Source organism: Dyella sp. M7H15-1 (genome assembly GCF_004114615.1).
Taxonomy (GTDB): Bacteria; Pseudomonadota; Gammaproteobacteria; order Xanthomonadales; family Rhodanobacteraceae; genus Dyella_B.
Genome location: NZ_CP035300.1, coordinates 1,825,111 through 1,841,292, shown reverse-complemented (window position 1 = coordinate 1,841,292; position 16,182 = coordinate 1,825,111). Strand labels below are relative to the sequence as shown.

The following is a 16,182-nucleotide window of genomic DNA, read 5'->3' as shown; positions in this document are numbered from 1 at the left end:
CGTCGGGAGGTGTCTTGCCGAGGCGGTCCGAATGGTATTCTCCGCATTCACCTACTGCGCGGCAAACAGGTATCTGCTTGTGGGCAGTTTGCCGGAGATGGGCATAATGGTCCGCGACCTCGGATGCAGCGCTGGAATACCCCGTTCTGGCATGATCCGCTCAGCCGTATGCGGCGTGACAACGTTTTGTTACCCCCGTGCCAGTCAAAGTGGCGAAAAACACCTAAGGCCTTCTCCATGTTTACTTTTGGGCAACCACAACTCACGTTTTTTCGGGAGTGGATCAAGCATCCATTGCAGATGGCGTCGGTGTTGCCTTCGGGCAGGCCGCTGGCGCGCATGATGGTGTCTGCCATGCCTGAAAAGGCGCGCTGTGTGATCGAGCTTGGGGCTGGCACTGGCGTGATCACCGAGGCATTGCTGCATCACGGTGTGTCTCCGGCCCAACTGCTGGTGCTGGAAATGAATGCCACCATGCATGGAATCCTGCGGCATCGCTTTCCACAAGCCCAGGTGCTATGCGCCGATGCGCGTCATGTGAACGAGCTGGCGCAACGCACCGGTGTATTAGCACCGGAAGGTGCGGACGCCATCCTCAGTAGCTTGGGCTTGTTGACCATGCCACCCTCGTTGCAGCACGACATTGTTGCCGCGGCCTTTGCCGTGTTGCGTCCGGGCGGTGTGTTTGTGCAATACACCTACGGTTGGCAGAGTCCGCTGGACAAACGGGTGCGCGAGCAACTTGGCCTGCGTTGCACCCGTGCGGGTATGGTGTGGCGCAATCTGCCGCCGGCGCATGTATATGCCTATGTTCGCGATAGTCAATGAGCCTGTTGTGCATCAGCACTAGGGATGCTCTGAAAAAACGGCAGGTATCGTTGCAAATACCTGCCGTTGGTGCGGTCTATCCGACCTGTGCTTTCGCCTGTCCTGTCACTTTGCGGCGACAGAGGTCCATGCCAGGTTGCCGTGCTCCGCTGCCGCCCTGCTTCCTGCCGCATAAGGCCACGCGGCGTCGGTCCAATTGTCAGGGACACTCTGCTGACACCAGGCTTGTACCTTGCACTCCCAGGCTCCGCCATCCAATCCTTTTACCTTGGTGCCGGCGGTGTAACTCCCTACGTCCTGCCGGCGCCATGTGGGGTAAACAGGTTCCAATCCCTTGGGTACGATGACAACAGATTCGTTGGCAACAGCTTTGTGGTGGTGTTGATCGGTAACGGTCAGCGAAAGGGTTACCCAGCCGGATTTCGGAGGAGCGAGCGCCATCGTGGTGACGGTAGGGCTGGTCCCGCTGTGCGGCTCGAAATAGGGCAACGCCCAACTATAGGTAAGCCCCTCTCCCTGGGATGACTCGCCAGAATAAGTCACAGAGCTGCCCTCCTGCACAGTGTCAGGTCCGGCGATATGCGCCACCGGCTCGCCCGGCTCGGGCGGCGTGCCATTCACGATACTCATCGCACTACTGTAGTTGGTTTTCAGCCACACCCCGTTTGCCTCGATCTGGCTGGGGTCGTAGTGAATGGTGTCGCCGACGCGCACTCCGATCTGTACGTGTTGCCTATAGCGCGTATTCAGGATGTCGGCAAGTTCTTTGGCCCAGACGGATGGATCGAGATTCGCGGGCGTGATCGGGTGATGGACATCGACCACTTCTGGTCCTCTTGGGCTGCCGCCCATGACGCGGAAGCGGACCTGATCGCTGACCTTTGGTGCGAAACCGTGTGGCAGGTAGGGTCTTTCCTCGAACCAGGGAAAGCTCGGCGTGTCTTCATCGGGCTGGATGCTTACGTCGCTGCAATTGAAGAACCCTTCGTTACCGGCATCCTCGCGTTGCCAGTAGCTGTAGAGCACCGCATCGCCGGTTCGTCCGGCCGGTATCGGTACGTGTAATACATAGAAGCTTCGGATGTCGCCCGGCAAATGCCCTGCGCCATTGGCCGGAATCGGTGCAGGCGCGGATTCGTCGTAGATTTTCTGGAGATCCGCCCAGTGCAGCGGCTTGCTCGGGTCGTAAGAAGGTTTGCTCAAATAAATGCGCATTTTGGCTGGATTGTGATCCTGGGTGTTTTCCCAGACCACGTCGATCTTGCCGTTCTTCGGCGTCACTTTCGTCTTTCGCCACAGTGTGGCCGAAGTTTTGTCCAAACCGGCCTTCCTTAGATCGCCTGCGGCACACAGCAGCCCGTCTGGAACCGCTTTTTCGAGTTCGGCCTGATCGTTGCCCCAGCCGACGGGATTGGCAGAAAGTTCGTTCCATTGCTGGAAGGGATAATGGCCTGAACCAGGACCGCCACCCTCGATATATGCCTGTCTGCAATCGGCACTCGGAACCTGCCCGGGATCACCCCAATAATTTCCTTCAAGCCGGCACTGATATTGTCTTGATATCGGGAATCCCACTGCACCGTGAGCCACGGCTTGCCTCATGGGAATGACGAGTGTGCTTGCCGTCAGGACTAGCAGCCAGAATAGCGCCAGACATCTCCATGGCGTGCGTAGCCTGGAGCGACGGTGTGTGATTTCCTTCATGGAGTTCTCCTTTGACTATCCATCGAAGACGATTTAATTGAGAAAAACGGCGGGTTTTCAGGAATGACACTCAACTTGTTATAGTTGCCGACCATGCCGGCCACACGTGCCTCTCACGTCACTAGTGCGAAGCAACGTCCGTTGCGCAGTGCGTATACCTTCAGAGAAATGCATAAAGCGATGTCAATGTAGGCAGCAGGTTGTATAGCTTTGGTGATTTTTTGACGCGCCATCATCCGCACGCATCGGGCAAACCATGCTGAAAACGGGGACAGGTGGGTGAAGGAACATTGAATAGCCCAGGGGCGGCGGAGATAATGCCGATATCCCTTCTTGGCAGGTCATGCAATGAATCAGAAGACCGTACTCAACGCCACGCATCGCGAGCTAGGTGCTCGCATGGTCGATTTCGGTGGCTGGGACATGCCGATCAGCTACGGCTCGCAGATCGAAGAACATCATGCTGTACGCCGCGATGCCGGCATGTTCGACGTTTCGCACATGACCGTGGTTGATCTGCATGGTACACGCGTGCGTGACTTCCTGCGCCGCCTGCTGGCTAACAGCGTCGACAAGCTGAAGGTGCAAGGTAAAGCACTGTACACCTGCATGCTCAACGAGCAGGGTGGCGTGATCGACGATCTGATCGTTTATTTTCTCGGCGACGAATTCTTCCGCCTGGTGGTGAATGCCGCCACCCGCGCCAAGGACCTGGCGTGGATCGAACAGCAGGCCAAGGCCTTCCATGTTGCCGTGCAGGAGCGTCCCGACTTCGCGATGATCGCCGTGCAAGGGCCGAATGCACGCGCCAAGGTGATCGGCCTGCTGCATGAAGTGGATCGTGCCCGTATTGAAAAGCTGGGTCGTTTCGCCGGAGCGGCAGCGCAGGGGCCGCACGGCGTGCCGTTGTTCATTGCCCGCACCGGTTACACCGGTGAGGACGGTTTCGAGATCCTGGTACCGGATGATCAAGCGGTCACTTTGTGGAAAGAACTGGCTGCTGTCGGCGTCGCACCATGCGGACTGGGCGCACGTGACACTCTGCGTCTGGAAGCCGGCATGAACCTCTACGGTCAAGACATGGATGAAAATGTCACGCCGTGGGAAGCCGGCCTGGCCTGGACTGTCGTGCTGGATGAAGGCCGCGATTTTATCGGCCGCAAGGCGCTCGAAGCACAGAAGGCAGCAGGTGTGCCGAGCATGCTGATCGGCCTGGTGATGAATGACAAAGGCGTGCTTCGCCATGGACAAAAAGTGCTGACCGACCACGGTAACGGTGAAATTCTTTCAGGTAGCTTTGCACCGACCTTGAACAAGTCGGTAGCGTTCGCGCGCATTCCCACCGGTGCCACGGGCAACTTGCGCGTGGATATCCGCGGTCGCGAAGTGTCTGTGCGCCAGGTCAAGTTTCCGTTCGTGCGCGACGGCAAGCCCTGCGAAGGTATCTGAGCGAAGGACATCCGAACCGGTGTGGGTATGGAGTGGCCGCGGAAGCGGTTAGAATCCACGACTCCACCCCTGATCGAAACCAACGACGACTGGACTGACCATGAGCGCGAGCGAGATTCCCGGCGATCTGAAATTCCTCAAGTCCCACGAGTGGGCCCGTGTCGAAGACAACGGCCTGATTCGTGTGGGTATCTCCAACCATGCACAAGAGCAGCTCGGTGACCTGGTTTACGTGGAGCTGCCGGAAATCGGTGCTGAAGTGAAAGCGGGTACCAGTGTTTCGACGGTGGAGTCGGTCAAGGCTGCTTCGGAAATCTATTCCCCGGTTTCTGGCGAAGTGATCGAGGTCAACGAGAAGCTTAGCGACAAGCCGGAAACGATCAACGAAGACGCCTACGGTGCAGGCTGGCTGTTCGTGGTCAAGGCCAGCGATCGTGGCGAACTCGACAAATTGCTCAGCGCTGACGACTACGCGGAGCTGATCGAACACTAAGACAGCTGATCGGTTGGTTCCGGCAACGGCCGCTCAGGCGGCCGTTGCTTTTTCACGGCGTGCTCACCCCAGGGAAACGCGCAGGCAGGTGTCGCGATCGATATCGACATGTGCATCTTGGGGAAACGCGCACCACTCTCGCCGTGATCCTCGTAGGCGTGCTCGATGATGTGTCCGGTGTGTGTGTTGGGGTGTTTGAGGATGCTTCGGACCACTTTTGGCATCGTCCGGACACATTTCAGTCTAAATCTGTTCATGCTCCGGACCGGCCCCTTCAGGTGGTCGAAACAGCATCGCGCAACGCACGGGAATCAGGTCGTTGCAAGTGCATGGAATGTATCAGAGTGGATGAGAAAAATTGCAATTTTTGTCTTGTTTTTGGCTTTTTTTGTAAATGTGCAAAGTCATCGCCATGGATGTTTGCGCGACTGCTTACAGCCATTTTCGTGATCGAAATTAACCCTGCGAAGTGGGTGTAATCGGCCGATTGCTGGATCGAAGGGATTGATTTCATGATGAAAATTTATTGACAGTTGAAATGTTCAGGAATAGCTTTCGCACCATATAACAGGGAACAGCACCAATGGTGGCATCGAAATTCATAAGGCCATACGTAGAACATGGCGAAAAAGCCGGCGCGGTGAGAAAGATCACAGTTTCGATTCCAATGCATGTACTTCGACTGCTGTCGGATCTGCGTACCTACCGACAGGTGAACAATTTGAGGCACGCCACGAACAGCGATCTGCTGGTTGAGGCGTTCCTCCACGCTTTTACTGGGCAACCACTGCCAACTGATGAGGAGCTGAGACGAGCTATGGCCACTGCCAAGAAAACTGTTAGGAAATCGGCTAAGAAAGCCGCCAAGAAGACCACCCGTAAAGCCGCTGCCAAGCGGCCGGTCGCCAAGAAGGCCACCGCGAAGAAGCGCACCGTGCGCAAGACCGCCAAGAAGGCGGCTGCCAAACGCGTAGGCGCGAAGAAGGCAACTGCCAAGCGCGTTGCCAAGAAGACCGCAACCAAGAAGGCTGCCCGCAAGCGCACCGCAAAGCGCGCTACCCGTAAGACCGCGGCGGCTGCCAAGGTGGTGAAGGCCACCCGTACTGCGAAAGCCAAGAAGTAAGCACAACAAGAAGTGGTTGTATCGATCTGTCTCCCTGCGAAGCCCAGCGCAGGGAGGTGCTTCGAAAGCGTTTCGTCCCGGCTATAGGCCGGGACGTTTCGTTTTCGGCCTCTCGTTTTCGGGAGCCGAAAACGAGCATGGGCATGGAAGACGGTCACTCTGGCGCAACGTCTGCGCTGACCTCAGGAAACCCATTTGCCGTACCGACCCAATCAAGTTACCTTTTCGCCATCCGCGCCGCGGCGAACTCTGGAGTAGCTGCTCCTGGATAACAGGGGGAAGCGCGGGTATCTAATGCCACGTAGTTAGTGAGAAATCATGGATACCCGAAACAGTTGTTATTCGCGCGCGCGGGGGGCTATCAAGCCCATCACCATCGCCATTCTCGCCATCATTGCGGGCTTGGCCATCCTTTCCTGGATCTTCATCATCAAGCCTCACGAAGACATCGTGGGCAATGATGCAGGTAGTCATCCGTCCACGCCAGTTACGACTGGCCCACAAGCGGTGCCGCCGGTAAACGTGGAGGCGATGAGCCTTAATGATTTGCTTGCCGAGGCGCGTAAGGCCATGAACCAGCAGCGTGTGATTTCCCCGGCCGGCAACAATGCCTTCGAGTTCTACCTGAAGGTGTTGCAGAAGCAGCCCGGCAATCAGACCGCCGCGGATGCCCTGCGCGAAACCTTCCCGTTCGCCGCCAGCAACGTCGAGCAAGTGATTAACCAACGTGACTTCAATGAAGCCGAGCGCGAGATTGACCTGCTCGCGAAGGTCGATCCCACTAATTACACATTAACCATCCTGCGCTCCAAGCTGGATGCGCAGCGAAAGACACTGGACGAAGAGCAGCAAAAGCAGCTTGACCAGCAGCGTCAGGCTGATCTCGCTGCGCAGAAAGCCATCGCCGATAAGGTCGCTGCGGACAAGACGACGGCAGCCGACAAGGCTGCGGCAGATAAAGCCGCGGCGGCGCAAGCAGCACTGCTTGCCCAGCAGGAGAAGGCCAAGGAAGACGAAGAGGCCAAGGTGAAGGCTGCTGCAAACCAGGTAGTCAGCGCGAACCATGCATCTGCAGGCGGTGGCGAAACACGCGACCCCATTCCGATCTCCATCATTCGTCCGCGCTATCCGGCCATCGCGCTACGTAACAGCCAGGAAGGCTGGGTGGATGTGCAGTACACGGTCAACGCCGATGGCAGTGTGAGCAACGTCACCGTGGTGAGCGCCGAGCCGCGGCACGTTTTCGACAGCGCGGCTATCGATGCCCTACGCCGCGCCAAGTTCTCTCCGGCTATGCACGACGGCACAGCCGTTGCCGCGCAACAGCAGAAGCGTATCGAGTTCAAGCTTAGCGACTCGCAATAACGGCGGGTGCGGCCCCGCGACAAAGGTGGAATCATCGCGGCTCCGTTTTTTTAATGGTGCGCCAAGCATGGCGCTGTTTGTCTCGCTATGGTGGCGAGAGGAGCGACTAGCCGGTGAAAGTGTAGTCCGTGTTTATGAGCCTATGTTGTATTTTGCGCGTATGGATTGCGAAATAAAATTCGCGTCATATACATTGAGCCCCATCGGCTTTCGCTTAAAGCATTTAACCAACAGATGGCTTTTGGGTGATACCTCCGGCTCGGTAGTGGTGACCGCATTGGATGATCTGTTGTCGCCGTTAGCCGTCGTAGTGGTTACATAGCTTGTCGTCGCGGTTTGGCCTGAATCCAGGATCTGGAAATAACCGCAACCCTGCTGTCGCGACAGATCGGCCGCGCGGAGCATGGCCAAGTCGGCGGCGCGTTCGGCACTGGTATCACTATTGCCCGAAAACTGGACTTGGAACGTATCAGGCGACAGCATGGTGTCGCTGTATCCGCCCAGCAACCCCAACGGTTGATATTGAGTGGCGCAGCCAGCCAGCACGGAGGCGGTCGTTAGCGATAGGGCGAAAAGTATGCGTTTCACTTTCATTTCTCCGGTGGTGGACTGCTACTCAGTTTGCATGGGTGGGCGCTTTGGGTCGGCTTTCTTGTTTCTCATGGCCGATACATCCATGCGGTTTTTTTGCGGCCCTTTACGACAGATCGAAGTCATTCGTCCAAAACTGTGTCCCCGATGCCGGGTCGCCCCATGGACTGTTAAATCGATGTTGAGCTCCAAGAATTTTCGATGTGCCCGGATTATCCCTGCCGGCATCGAGATCATACGCGTGATCCGCAAAGGGCAGAAGCAAGACAGATGCCGCCGCCCAAAATCGGGCGGGCCCGTTCTATTCACGGGTCATGTGAATCATCTCATTGATATCTGGAGTTCGCCCTCCCCCTTTTTTCTCGTGATAGAACGGAGTAGGGTTTTGTCAGCGGAGCGTGAAGGTCGGGTCGATAGTGTGTGAATACCGAGTCGGTGGAGTGTGAAGGTCGATGCGTCCGTCAGGGAATAGTTCAGGGGGGTGTGGTGCGCTCCGCTAGGTCGCGAGGCAGGTTATGCATCGGATAACGTACTTCAGTTATCCGCGTACATCGTCTCGCATAGATGACAACTGAACATTCCAGTCATGTAAGGGGCATCTTATGAACGCTACCCTGAGAAGGGCTTTCATCGCCTTGACCGTTGCAAGTACCGTTGGCACATGCGTGGCCGCAAGCCCACCACCGCTAACGGTTGACGTGGTGTATGACTTAACTACTTTTCGTATCATTCCGGCGGACGAGCCCGCGGGCGGGGGGGCGCTGGCGACCGACAGTAGTTTGCTCGGCGCGAAATTCGTGGTTTATGCCCGGATCTATCCGGGAGGGGGCGTCACGTGCAATGCGAGCACGAACTGTGGTATCTCAACAAGCGATGTGCCTCAGGCGAGCCCTATTGGTGTGATGGTTTGCTCGGGCACGCTAGCAAGCAATTTATTGGGTCCGTTTTTTGCAGGTAAAACTTCACCGCTTGCGCTTACGGAAACCAACCCAGGGGTGGCTTATGCCGAAGCGTCACAAAAATATTATTTTGGGGCCAAGCTAGAGCAAGTGACTAACGCCTCTGGGAGTAGCGCATGGGCCATATCGGAAACTGGCACTACGAGTACCCTTATTGTCGATGGAAACGACGTGATTCCTAGCACGCCGTACCCTTCAGGCAGCAGTAGCAGCGCGTGGCCTAACACGAGCACTCTCTGGGCTGTATCGGGGGGGTCGGGAAGCTACTCTGCCAATGGCACCACCTATTACTTTTTAGGCGGCATTGGCGTGGCATCCGAGCAGATGCTTGGTTTTTTTGCTAATGGAACAGGGGGCGTAACTGCTCGGGTCACATTCCCTGATCTGTTGTAATAGCCATAGGCGGGATGACACCCGCGGGGCGTTGAGCCGAGGAGAAAATATCTCCCTGATGCCCTTTGCGAATCCGGCCCACCCTTTGATTGAGGGCCGGATTCGCAATAAACATACCGTAGGCTAGCGCCTGCTGGTAGTCAGTACGCAACGGGAGTATTTCATTCATGAGTGAACTCGCTTCCATGAGTCCAGTCCGGGCGAATGGTCAAAAATGGTGGACGCTGTCTGGTGTAAGCATCGCCAGTTTTCTTGGCTGCATCGACTTCACTATCGTCAATACGGTTATCCCGGCGATCCAGGCTGACTTGCATGCGAGTGTCGAGCAAAGTCAGTGGATCATTTCCATTTTCCTGATGGCGCTATGTGCCAGCATGGTGGTCGCCGGACGGCTGGCCGACCTTCACGGTCGGCGCTTGCTGTTGTATCTCGGCATGGCCATATTCGGCCTGTCCTCGCTGGGTGCCGGTCTTGCGGGCAGTATCGAATGGCTGATTCCCTTTCGATTTATCCAGGGTGTGTCCTGTGCTGCGCTCTACACGGCATCCGCTGCGATCGTTTCCAACGCGTTTCCCGAGGGTGAGCGCGGTCGCGCCATCGGCATCCTCTTTGGTGTGAACGGCATTGGCCTGGCCATCGGGCCTGTCGTGGGCGGCATGCTGGTGAGCGGATTCGGTTGGCGCTCCGTCTTTCTGGTGAACATTCCACTCATCCTGCTGAGCTTCGCCATCTGTCTGCGTGGCGTGCACGAGTCTCGTAGTTCCGATGAGAGCGAAAAAGTCGATTGGCTTGGCCTGGTGCTGTTGGTTATTTCAGTGTCAGGCCTGATGCTCGGCATCACTCAAGGGATTAAGTGGGGATGGACATCGTCACAGACACTATCGGTGTTCGGTGTCGCGGTGATACTGCTGGTCATATTCGTGCGCGTGGAACGGGTCAAGCCTTCGCCCCTGATACACGTTGACTTGTTTTTCAACCGGGGGTTTATCGTCGCGAGCATTGCTACCTTTTCCCTTGCCTTTTTTTACTGCGCCGCGTTCTTCCTGATGCCTATGTACCTGAAGATGATCGGTCATCTTGACGGGTTCATGATCGGCACTCTGCTGCTGCCAACCACCGCCGTGATGGCATTGGCCTCGCCAGTGGTGGGGCGTATCACCGATCACATCGGTCCACGGCCATTGCTCATGGCAGGCTTCCTGCTGCTTGCGTTGTCGGCTGCCCTGCAGGCTCGTTTCGAGAACAGCCTCTCTTTCGCTTATATCATCACCGCGTTTGCTGCCATGGGGTTGGGTTGGGCGTGCATTCTGGGGCCGTCGACGGTCGCAGCCTTGGCATCCGTTCCCGAACGTCTGGGCGGCGTTGCGATGGGTGCTTCATGGACGCTGCACAATCTTGGCGGTGCCGTTGGCCTTTCAATTGCCACGATTATTTATCAGGTTTTCGCCCGCAACTGGCTTGTACACGCCGTCCATGCTCGCGTGCCGTTGAGTCCCGACACGGCAGGGGCGATCGTCGCGGACCCGTTGTCGGCTGCGGCACGCCTGTCCACGTCCGGTATGTCGCCGGAGGCGGTGGAGCAGGTCGTCGGGCAGTTCTTTGTTCACGGCTATCAGGCGTCCATGTGGATGTTGCTCGCGATTTGCCTGCTCGCTTCCGGCACCATTGGTCTCTGTATCCGCGCGCGATCGCGAACTTGATTCCGCACCGAAGTTGGCAGCACCAGACTTGTCTCGATGTACAACAATAATATGTCGTTACGGTTCTGTTTCGCCAGGTAACACCCTGTCTGGACTGTAGACCAGTGCTGCTCAAATCCGATAAGCGACTGTCTTCATCACCATTGAGCTGACATGCATCAACTGCGGAATCGGAAATGGCAGCGCTACGCCGCCCCGATCCCGTGCATTCTGGGCATGCTGCACTTCATCCGCCTGCATTTGCATCAACACGGCGCGCGAGCGTTCGTCTTGTGCAGGCAGCTTGTTCATGTGATCGGCAAGATGTGCTTCCACCTGCTTTTCTGTTTCGACCACGAAGCCAAGGCTCACCTTGTCACCTGCCAGCGCCGCGAGAGCGCCCATGGCGTAGCTGCCGGCGTACCACAATGGGTTGAACCGGCTAGGGCGGCTGTCCAGCTCATGCAGGCGCTGGGCGCACCATGCCAAGTGGTCGGTTTCCTCCGCTGCTGCGTGCTGCAAATGAGCCCGGTTTTCCTCCTTGCGCGCCAGCACGGCCTGCCCGTCATAAAGCGCTTGCGCGCACACCTCGCCGGTGTGATTGATACGCATCAACCCCGCCACATGGCGGCGTTCGGCATCATCTAACTCGACCTCCGCCATGCTGTGTGATGGCGAGGCATGGCGAGCTTGGGGTGATCCGGCCACTGTTTCGAGGGCGCGTTCGAAGCCGGCAAGCAGGCGATCCAGCGGTGTCAGGGTGCGTACACTCATAGCGTGACTCTTCAAGGTATCCATTGCTGTGCAAACAGCGTAAGCGAATGCATCGTCGGCAGGGCCGAAACCTGCTCCACAAGTCCGGCCGCCAGATGCAGCCGGCAACCCATATTGGACGACAGAAGCATCTGCACATCCAGCATGTTGATGTAGGACAATATACCGCTGCGTAGCCGAGCAGCTCGTTCCGGGAATTGCAAAACATGAGTGTCGGCGGCACTACAGCCATGCGACGAAATGGGCCATGCAGTCGGGAAGCAGGGCGACAGTTCCCGCACCTGACGACGGTATCTCGTTTGGTGGTGAGATTTGTGTGGCCGGCATGGATACCCCATAAAGACCGCGTGGCGATTCAGCTTCGTGGCCATCCAGAGCGTACGTAAGGCAAGCCGGCAGGCACAGGCCACATTGCACACGGTCGGCCTGCACGGGAATGCGGTGTAGGGCTTCTCAAGAGACTGTTGTTCATGCTACCTTTTGCGACTCGCAGCCCGCCGAGGGCTTGCGCGATAGATGAAAGCTTCGCTATTATCTCGCGCCTTTGTTCCATCGATTCCGCTTACCGCCCCCGTGGCGGCAGACAGGTATTCCGAAATGAAAACGTTCAGCGCCAAGCCGGAAAGCGTCAAGCGCGATTGGTACGTGGTTGATGCCACGGACAAAACGCTCGGTCGTCTCTCGACCGAAATCGCGCGTCGCCTTCGCGGCAAGCACAAGCCTGAGTTCACCCCTCACGTCGATACTGGTGACTACATCGTCGTGATCAACGCTAAGAAGGTGGCTGTCACCGGCGCCAAGTTGGACGACAAGATGTACCACCGGTTCACTGGTTACGTCGGCAACCTCAAGACCATCAGCCTGAAAGACATGCTGGCTACTCATCCTGAGCGCATCATCGAGATCGCCGTGAAGGGCATGCTGCCGAAGAACCCGCTGGGCCGTGCCATGTACCGCAAGCTCAAGGTCTACGGCGGCGCCGAACATCCGCATACCGCCCAGCAGCCGCAGGCGCTGGAAATTTAAGGAAGCATATGTCGATTCAGCAGAATTACGGCACTGGCCGTCGTAAGACCTCCGCAGCTCGCGTGTTCCTGCGCAAGGGCACCGGCGCCATCGAAGTGAACGGCAAGACCCTGGATCAGTTCTTCGGCCGCGAAACCTCTCGCATGATCGTGCGCCAGCCGTTGGAACTGACCCAGAACACCGACAAGTTCGATATCAAAGTCACTGTTGCCGGTGGCGGCATCACCGGCCAGGCCGGCGCGATCCGTCTGGGCATCGCCCGCGCCCTGATCGAGTACGACGATGGCTTGAAGACCCAGCTGCGCAAGGCTGGCTTCGTGACCCGCGACGCTCGTGAAGTCGAGCGTAAGAAGGTTGGTCTGCACAAAGCCCGTCGCGCTACCCAGTTCTCGAAGCGCTAATCCTCACCTGAGGTTGCGATTCAATCGACCGATGCATCAAGTCAGAGCGCATCGCTCGATACGGTATTGGGAGATCGTCTAATGGTAGGACAACGGACTCTGACTCCGTTTATCTAGGTTCGAATCCTAGTCTCCCAGCCACTTCAAGCTCCTGTCTTTACAGGGGCTTTTTGTTTGTGGCGAACGGCTGCAGTCGGGTAACCGTAAAATTCACCGTAAAATTCAGACGCCCTTTGGCGTGGTAACGATAGGCACGCTGAGATCGTAGACGTCCATCATTTGTTCCTCTTTGTGGCTGCTTGCTTCGCGCTTGTCGTGCCGTGTGCCTTCGGTATCGGTGACACCGCGGTGCTTGAGGTCATGCAAGCCGAATCGCTGCTCTGTCGATATCACGCCGTCCTTGACGGCTTTGCGCATGATCCTCTGCCATGCGGAGTCCAGGGCCGATTTCTTCAATGACGCGCCGTCCAATGCAACGACGATGATGCGTTTGCGCGGATCGATCGGGACGGGCGTGCCGTGCTCGCTCCAGATCCTGCTACGTACGCTTACAAGCCAGTCCCGGGCCGCGCGCAGTCGCGGTGTCCAGGTAACGATGACATCCCTCGACCCTTTCCGCCGATTGGTAAGCAGCCCTTCCTCCAATGCATTGGCATCGGCGAGCGTGACCACTTCGATTCCGCGCAAGCGACAGAGATAGGCGATATCGGCCACCGCCCATAGATAGGGCGGACAACTGCCCTTGCTCTTCGGTGGCAACTGCCCGCCCTCGGCGGCCATTTGGATGATCTTGGTCATGATCGCAGGGTCAGCGTTCGCTAGACGGCGTCCTTGATGCCCCATGTGCATGATGTAGATCAGAGCGCATCGGCTTATCGGCAAACAGCGTCTTCCACACGCGTGGAGTCAGTTCATGGACGCGCGCCTGCGAATGGTCACCGACGCGCTGCAGGACATCGACCAGATAGTCGTAGGGATTAACGTCGTGCAAGCGACAGGTCGCCAGCAAGCTTTGCACGATGGTGATCTGCTGGGCGCCCAGCTCAGTCCGACAGAAGGTCCAGTTTTTGCGCCCCATGGGAATGGCACAAATCACCCGCTCCACAAGGCCAGATACACCATCAAACCGTCCTTGTGCTCCTGGATGTAGCCAAGTGCCTTGAGAAACGGGTTGCTAGGCAAAAAGGCTTGTGCCTGGATGTTTTCATCCACCCACTCGAAAAGCCGGCGCATCACCGGCGCCGCGTCGGCTTGGCGTCGTTGACGCTTGGCCTCATCCGTCAAGCCATCGTCACGGATGGCCTTACAGTTGGCCGATCATCTCCTGCAGTGCCTGGGCGGCCTGTGGTTCGTATTTCTGCGCTTTATGTCCGGGCTGGCCCCCGACTTGCGATCCGAGGGCTTTTTAGGGTGCTTACCCTTGCCTGGGCCATCACTGGAAGGTGATCGTGCCAACAGCTTTAACCATCCACCCTCGACGCTAGGCATCCTACCCTTTATTATTAAGGGATTACCTACCGGCGGCGCCGTCCATGTCAGCCATGGGCCTATAGCTCAACGGTTAGAGCAGGGGACTCATAATCCCTTGGTTCCAGGTTCGAATCCTGGTGGGCCCACCATATACAGCAGTGCTTTAGATCTTGTGTGCGGGAAACCATAGTTTGGCCGCGAGCCCTTCTGGAAGCGCGTAATATTGAGGCATTGTTGGATCTCAAACAGCGGCTCGCCGTGTCGGGATTGTTAGCTGCATTCTCGCAGGTAGACCATCTTCTTTACAGTTATCCAGCAAGCCGCTGGACAATTGGCCAGCGGACTGCTGACCAAAAGATCGATTGCATTCGTAGACATAGGACGCTAATGCTCCCTCTCAAGCTACCAACACGAATCAGCCTTTTTCTTTTATTTTCAATGCCGTGTGTCAGTCCCGAAATTCGCTGGGCCTTAAGCTAGTGCCATTAGGGTTAAGGTCGGCACCTATGACCGACGAAACCTCCAATACCTACCTGCGGCAGCTTGGCGTCTGGGATAGCGCGGCTATTGTCATCGGCGGGGTGATCGGTGCGGGCATCTTCCGCACGCCAGCTACCGTGGCCGAACGCACAGCATCCGGTCTGCCCTTGCTGGCGTTATGGGCCATCGGTGGCCTGCTCACCCTGGCAGGTGTGCTTTGCTACGCCGAACTCGGTGCGCGGCGACCGCAGGCGGGGGGCATCTATATCTACCTGCGTGAAGCCTTCGGGCCGCTGCCGGCGTTCCTGTTCGGCTGGACCATGGCGCTGATCAATTACCCGGGCAGCGTGGCGGCGGTGGCAACCACGTTTGCCGACTACTTCTGCCGTGCCGGCGGATTGCCGATCTGGTGGGTAAAGCCAGTGGCGATAGGGGCCATTGTCTTTATCGTTGGTGTCAATCTGTTCGGTATTCGTGCGGGCGCCTGGATGCAGAACCTGTTCACCCTGCTCAAGCTGGCCGCCGTGGTGATGTTGCTGGTCGTCGGGCTGGCGCTCTCACACGGACATCTCGGCGGCGTGTTGGCCGTGGACACCACGCATGAGGTTCCTAGCGGCGCATGGGTGGGTGCTTTGCTGCCAGTACTGTTTACCTATGGTGGTTTTCATTACCTCAATGACATGGCCGGCGAAGTGCGTGACCCGCAACGCACCTTGCCGCGTGCACTGACGCTGGGTTTGATCGGTGTGGTGGTGTGCTATCTGCTGGTGAACATGGCATACCTGATCGGTCTCGGACACGTCGGGCTGGCAGCGAGCAAGGCGCCTGCTGCCGATCTGATGAGTCATATCTTCGGCCTGCGCGGCGTAACTATCATGGCTATCGGTATCGCTTGCTCGACCTTTGGCTATTGCAGCATTGCGATTGCTGGCGGTGCGCGTGTGCTGCAGACGATGGGTGCGGATGGCATGTTCTTCCATTCGGTAGGACATATCGAGTCGCGCTGGCATGCGCCGCGGGTGGCGCTGGCGGCGCTGGGCGGCTGGGCCATTGTGCTGATTCTTACCGGCAGCTTCGGCCAACTGCTGGACTACACTACCGTAGGCGAATGGCTAGGACATGCCTTCGGCATTGCCACCCTGTTCTGGTATCGGCGCCGTTTTGCCAATCAGCCTGTGCCGTATCGGGTGCCGTTGTATCCGCTGCTGCCGTTCCTGTTTGTGGCCACGGTATTGGGCGTGATCATCGCGACGGTGATCCATTCACCATGGGATGCGGGCATGAGCGTGGTGATCATCGCCATCGGCGTGCCGGTGTATGCGCTCTGGCGGCGTTCGCAGGTGACTTCGCGTCGCTGAGGGTTGCTCGTTGCCCTCTCTCGGGGCAACGAGTATTTGTCTAGGCGTGACGATGGCGTGCAACGTTTCGCGTTGAAGCTGGAGTACCG

Annotated in this window: 18 protein-coding genes, 2 tRNA genes and 1 pseudogene; 13 read left to right on the top strand and 8 right to left on the bottom strand. The window is 57.5% G+C overall.

What is annotated here, in order from left to right; genetic code table 11:
- Positions 1-237: 237 nt before the first annotated feature.
- Entirely contained in the window at positions 238-828 is a 591-nt protein-coding gene (locus EO087_RS08675; protein WP_128898522.1) for a methyltransferase domain-containing protein, read from the top strand.
- 105 nt (positions 829-933) lie between these two features.
- On the opposite strand, the gene EO087_RS08670 is transcribed toward EO087_RS08675, so the two are convergent.
- Positions 934-2,532 (bottom strand): lytic polysaccharide monooxygenase, encoded by a 1,599-nt coding sequence (locus EO087_RS08670; RefSeq protein ID WP_128898521.1) that lies wholly within the window; start codon positions 2,530-2,532, stop codon positions 934-936.
- Positions 2,533-2,880: 348 nt separating this feature from the next.
- Between EO087_RS08670 and gcvT the strand changes: the two genes are divergently transcribed.
- From gcvT to EO087_RS08650, 5 genes and pseudogenes are all read left to right on the top strand, one after another.
- Complete coding sequence (gene gcvT, locus EO087_RS08665) at positions 2,881-3,981, top strand: glycine cleavage system aminomethyltransferase GcvT (protein ID WP_128898520.1); 1,101 nt, start codon at positions 2,881-2,883, stop codon at positions 3,979-3,981.
- Between the two features lie 100 nt (positions 3,982-4,081).
- Entirely contained in the window at positions 4,082-4,474 is a 393-nt protein-coding gene (gene gcvH, locus EO087_RS08660; protein ID WP_128898519.1) for a glycine cleavage system protein GcvH, read from the top strand.
- A gap of 583 nt (positions 4,475-5,057) precedes the next feature.
- Positions 5,058-5,276 (top strand): annotated as a pseudogene (gene metJ / locus EO087_RS16735) (met regulon transcriptional regulator MetJ); the annotation flags it as partial.
- A gap of 15 nt (positions 5,277-5,291) precedes the next feature.
- Positions 5,292-5,597 carry a hypothetical protein gene (locus EO087_RS16730; protein ID WP_240669224.1) on the top strand — a complete coding sequence of 102 codons (306 nt, stop codon included), beginning with the start codon at positions 5,292-5,294 and terminating at the stop codon, positions 5,595-5,597.
- Between the two features lie 318 nt (positions 5,598-5,915).
- Positions 5,916-6,962 carry an energy transducer TonB gene (locus EO087_RS08650; RefSeq protein ID WP_128898517.1) on the top strand — a complete coding sequence of 349 codons (1,047 nt, stop codon included), beginning with the start codon at positions 5,916-5,918 and terminating at the stop codon, positions 6,960-6,962.
- A gap of 132 nt (positions 6,963-7,094) precedes the next feature.
- Here EO087_RS08650 and EO087_RS08645 read toward each other — a convergent pair whose 3' ends face one another.
- Positions 7,095-7,556, bottom strand: coding sequence for a hypothetical protein (locus EO087_RS08645; RefSeq protein ID WP_164931802.1), 462 nt, complete (start codon positions 7,554-7,556; stop codon positions 7,095-7,097).
- A 599-nt stretch (positions 7,557-8,155) separates the two neighbouring features.
- Here EO087_RS08645 and EO087_RS08640 point away from each other — a divergent pair.
- Complete coding sequence (locus EO087_RS08640) at positions 8,156-8,905, top strand: hypothetical protein (protein ID WP_128898515.1); 750 nt, start codon at positions 8,156-8,158, stop codon at positions 8,903-8,905.
- Between the two features lie 161 nt (positions 8,906-9,066).
- Here EO087_RS08640 and EO087_RS16725 read toward each other — a convergent pair whose 3' ends face one another.
- Positions 9,067-9,219: a hypothetical protein gene (locus EO087_RS16725; RefSeq protein ID WP_240669223.1), complete on the bottom strand. Its 153-nt coding sequence runs from the start codon at positions 9,217-9,219 to the stop codon at positions 9,067-9,069.
- On the opposite strand from EO087_RS16725, the gene EO087_RS08635 reads away from it, so the two are divergent.
- Complete coding sequence (locus tag EO087_RS08635; protein ID WP_240669191.1) at positions 9,166-10,605, top strand: DHA2 family efflux MFS transporter permease subunit; 1,440 nt, start codon at positions 9,166-9,168, stop codon at positions 10,603-10,605. The two genes, EO087_RS16725 and EO087_RS08635, sit on opposite strands and share 54 nt — an antisense overlap.
- Before the next feature lie 111 nt (positions 10,606-10,716).
- Here EO087_RS08635 and coq7 read toward each other — a convergent pair whose 3' ends face one another.
- Entirely contained in the window at positions 10,717-11,358 is a 642-nt protein-coding gene (gene coq7, locus EO087_RS08630; RefSeq protein WP_128898513.1) for a 2-polyprenyl-3-methyl-6-methoxy-1,4-benzoquinone monooxygenase, read from the bottom strand.
- An 11-nt stretch (positions 11,359-11,369) separates the two neighbouring features.
- Positions 11,370-11,519, bottom strand: a complete 150-nt coding sequence (locus EO087_RS16240) for a hypothetical protein (RefSeq protein ID WP_164931801.1) — start codon at positions 11,517-11,519, stop codon at positions 11,370-11,372.
- Positions 11,520-11,955: 436 nt separating this feature from the next.
- Between EO087_RS16240 and rplM the strand changes: the two genes are divergently transcribed.
- The 3 genes from rplM to EO087_RS08615 all read left to right on the top strand — a co-directional run bounded on the left by rplM (position 11,956) and on the right by EO087_RS08615 (position 12,926).
- Complete coding sequence (gene rplM / locus EO087_RS08625; protein WP_128898512.1) at positions 11,956-12,384, top strand: 50S ribosomal protein L13; 429 nt, start codon at positions 11,956-11,958, stop codon at positions 12,382-12,384.
- Between the two features lie 8 nt (positions 12,385-12,392).
- Positions 12,393-12,785: a 30S ribosomal protein S9 gene (rpsI, locus tag EO087_RS08620; protein ID WP_128898511.1), complete on the top strand. Its 393-nt coding sequence runs from the start codon at positions 12,393-12,395 to the stop codon at positions 12,783-12,785.
- Positions 12,786-12,852: 67 nt separating this feature from the next.
- A tRNA-Gln gene (locus EO087_RS08615) sits at positions 12,853-12,926 on the top strand.
- A gap of 81 nt (positions 12,927-13,007) precedes the next feature.
- Here the strand turns inward: EO087_RS08615 and EO087_RS08610 are convergent.
- Genes EO087_RS08610 through EO087_RS08600 form a run of 3 tightly spaced genes read right to left on the bottom strand, consistent with a single transcriptional unit; the run spans position 13,008 to position 14,069 of the window.
- The gene (locus EO087_RS08610) at positions 13,008-13,583 is read right to left on the bottom strand and encodes a hypothetical protein (protein WP_128898510.1); all 576 of its coding nucleotides are present in this window, start codon (positions 13,581-13,583) and stop codon (positions 13,008-13,010) included.
- A gap of 10 nt (positions 13,584-13,593) precedes the next feature.
- Entirely contained in the window at positions 13,594-13,863 is a 270-nt protein-coding gene (locus EO087_RS08605; RefSeq protein WP_128898509.1) for a transposase domain-containing protein, read from the bottom strand.
- A gap of 14 nt (positions 13,864-13,877) precedes the next feature.
- Positions 13,878-14,069 (bottom strand): transposase, encoded by a 192-nt coding sequence (locus EO087_RS08600; protein WP_164931800.1) that lies wholly within the window; start codon positions 14,067-14,069, stop codon positions 13,878-13,880.
- A gap of 259 nt (positions 14,070-14,328) precedes the next feature.
- Between EO087_RS08600 and EO087_RS08595 the strand changes: the two genes are divergently transcribed.
- A tRNA-Ile gene (locus EO087_RS08595) sits at positions 14,329-14,404 on the top strand.
- 357 nt (positions 14,405-14,761) lie between these two features.
- The gene (locus EO087_RS08590) at positions 14,762-16,093 is read left to right on the top strand and encodes an amino acid permease (RefSeq protein WP_128898507.1); all 1,332 of its coding nucleotides are present in this window, start codon (positions 14,762-14,764) and stop codon (positions 16,091-16,093) included.
- Positions 16,094-16,182 lie beyond the last annotated feature (89 nt).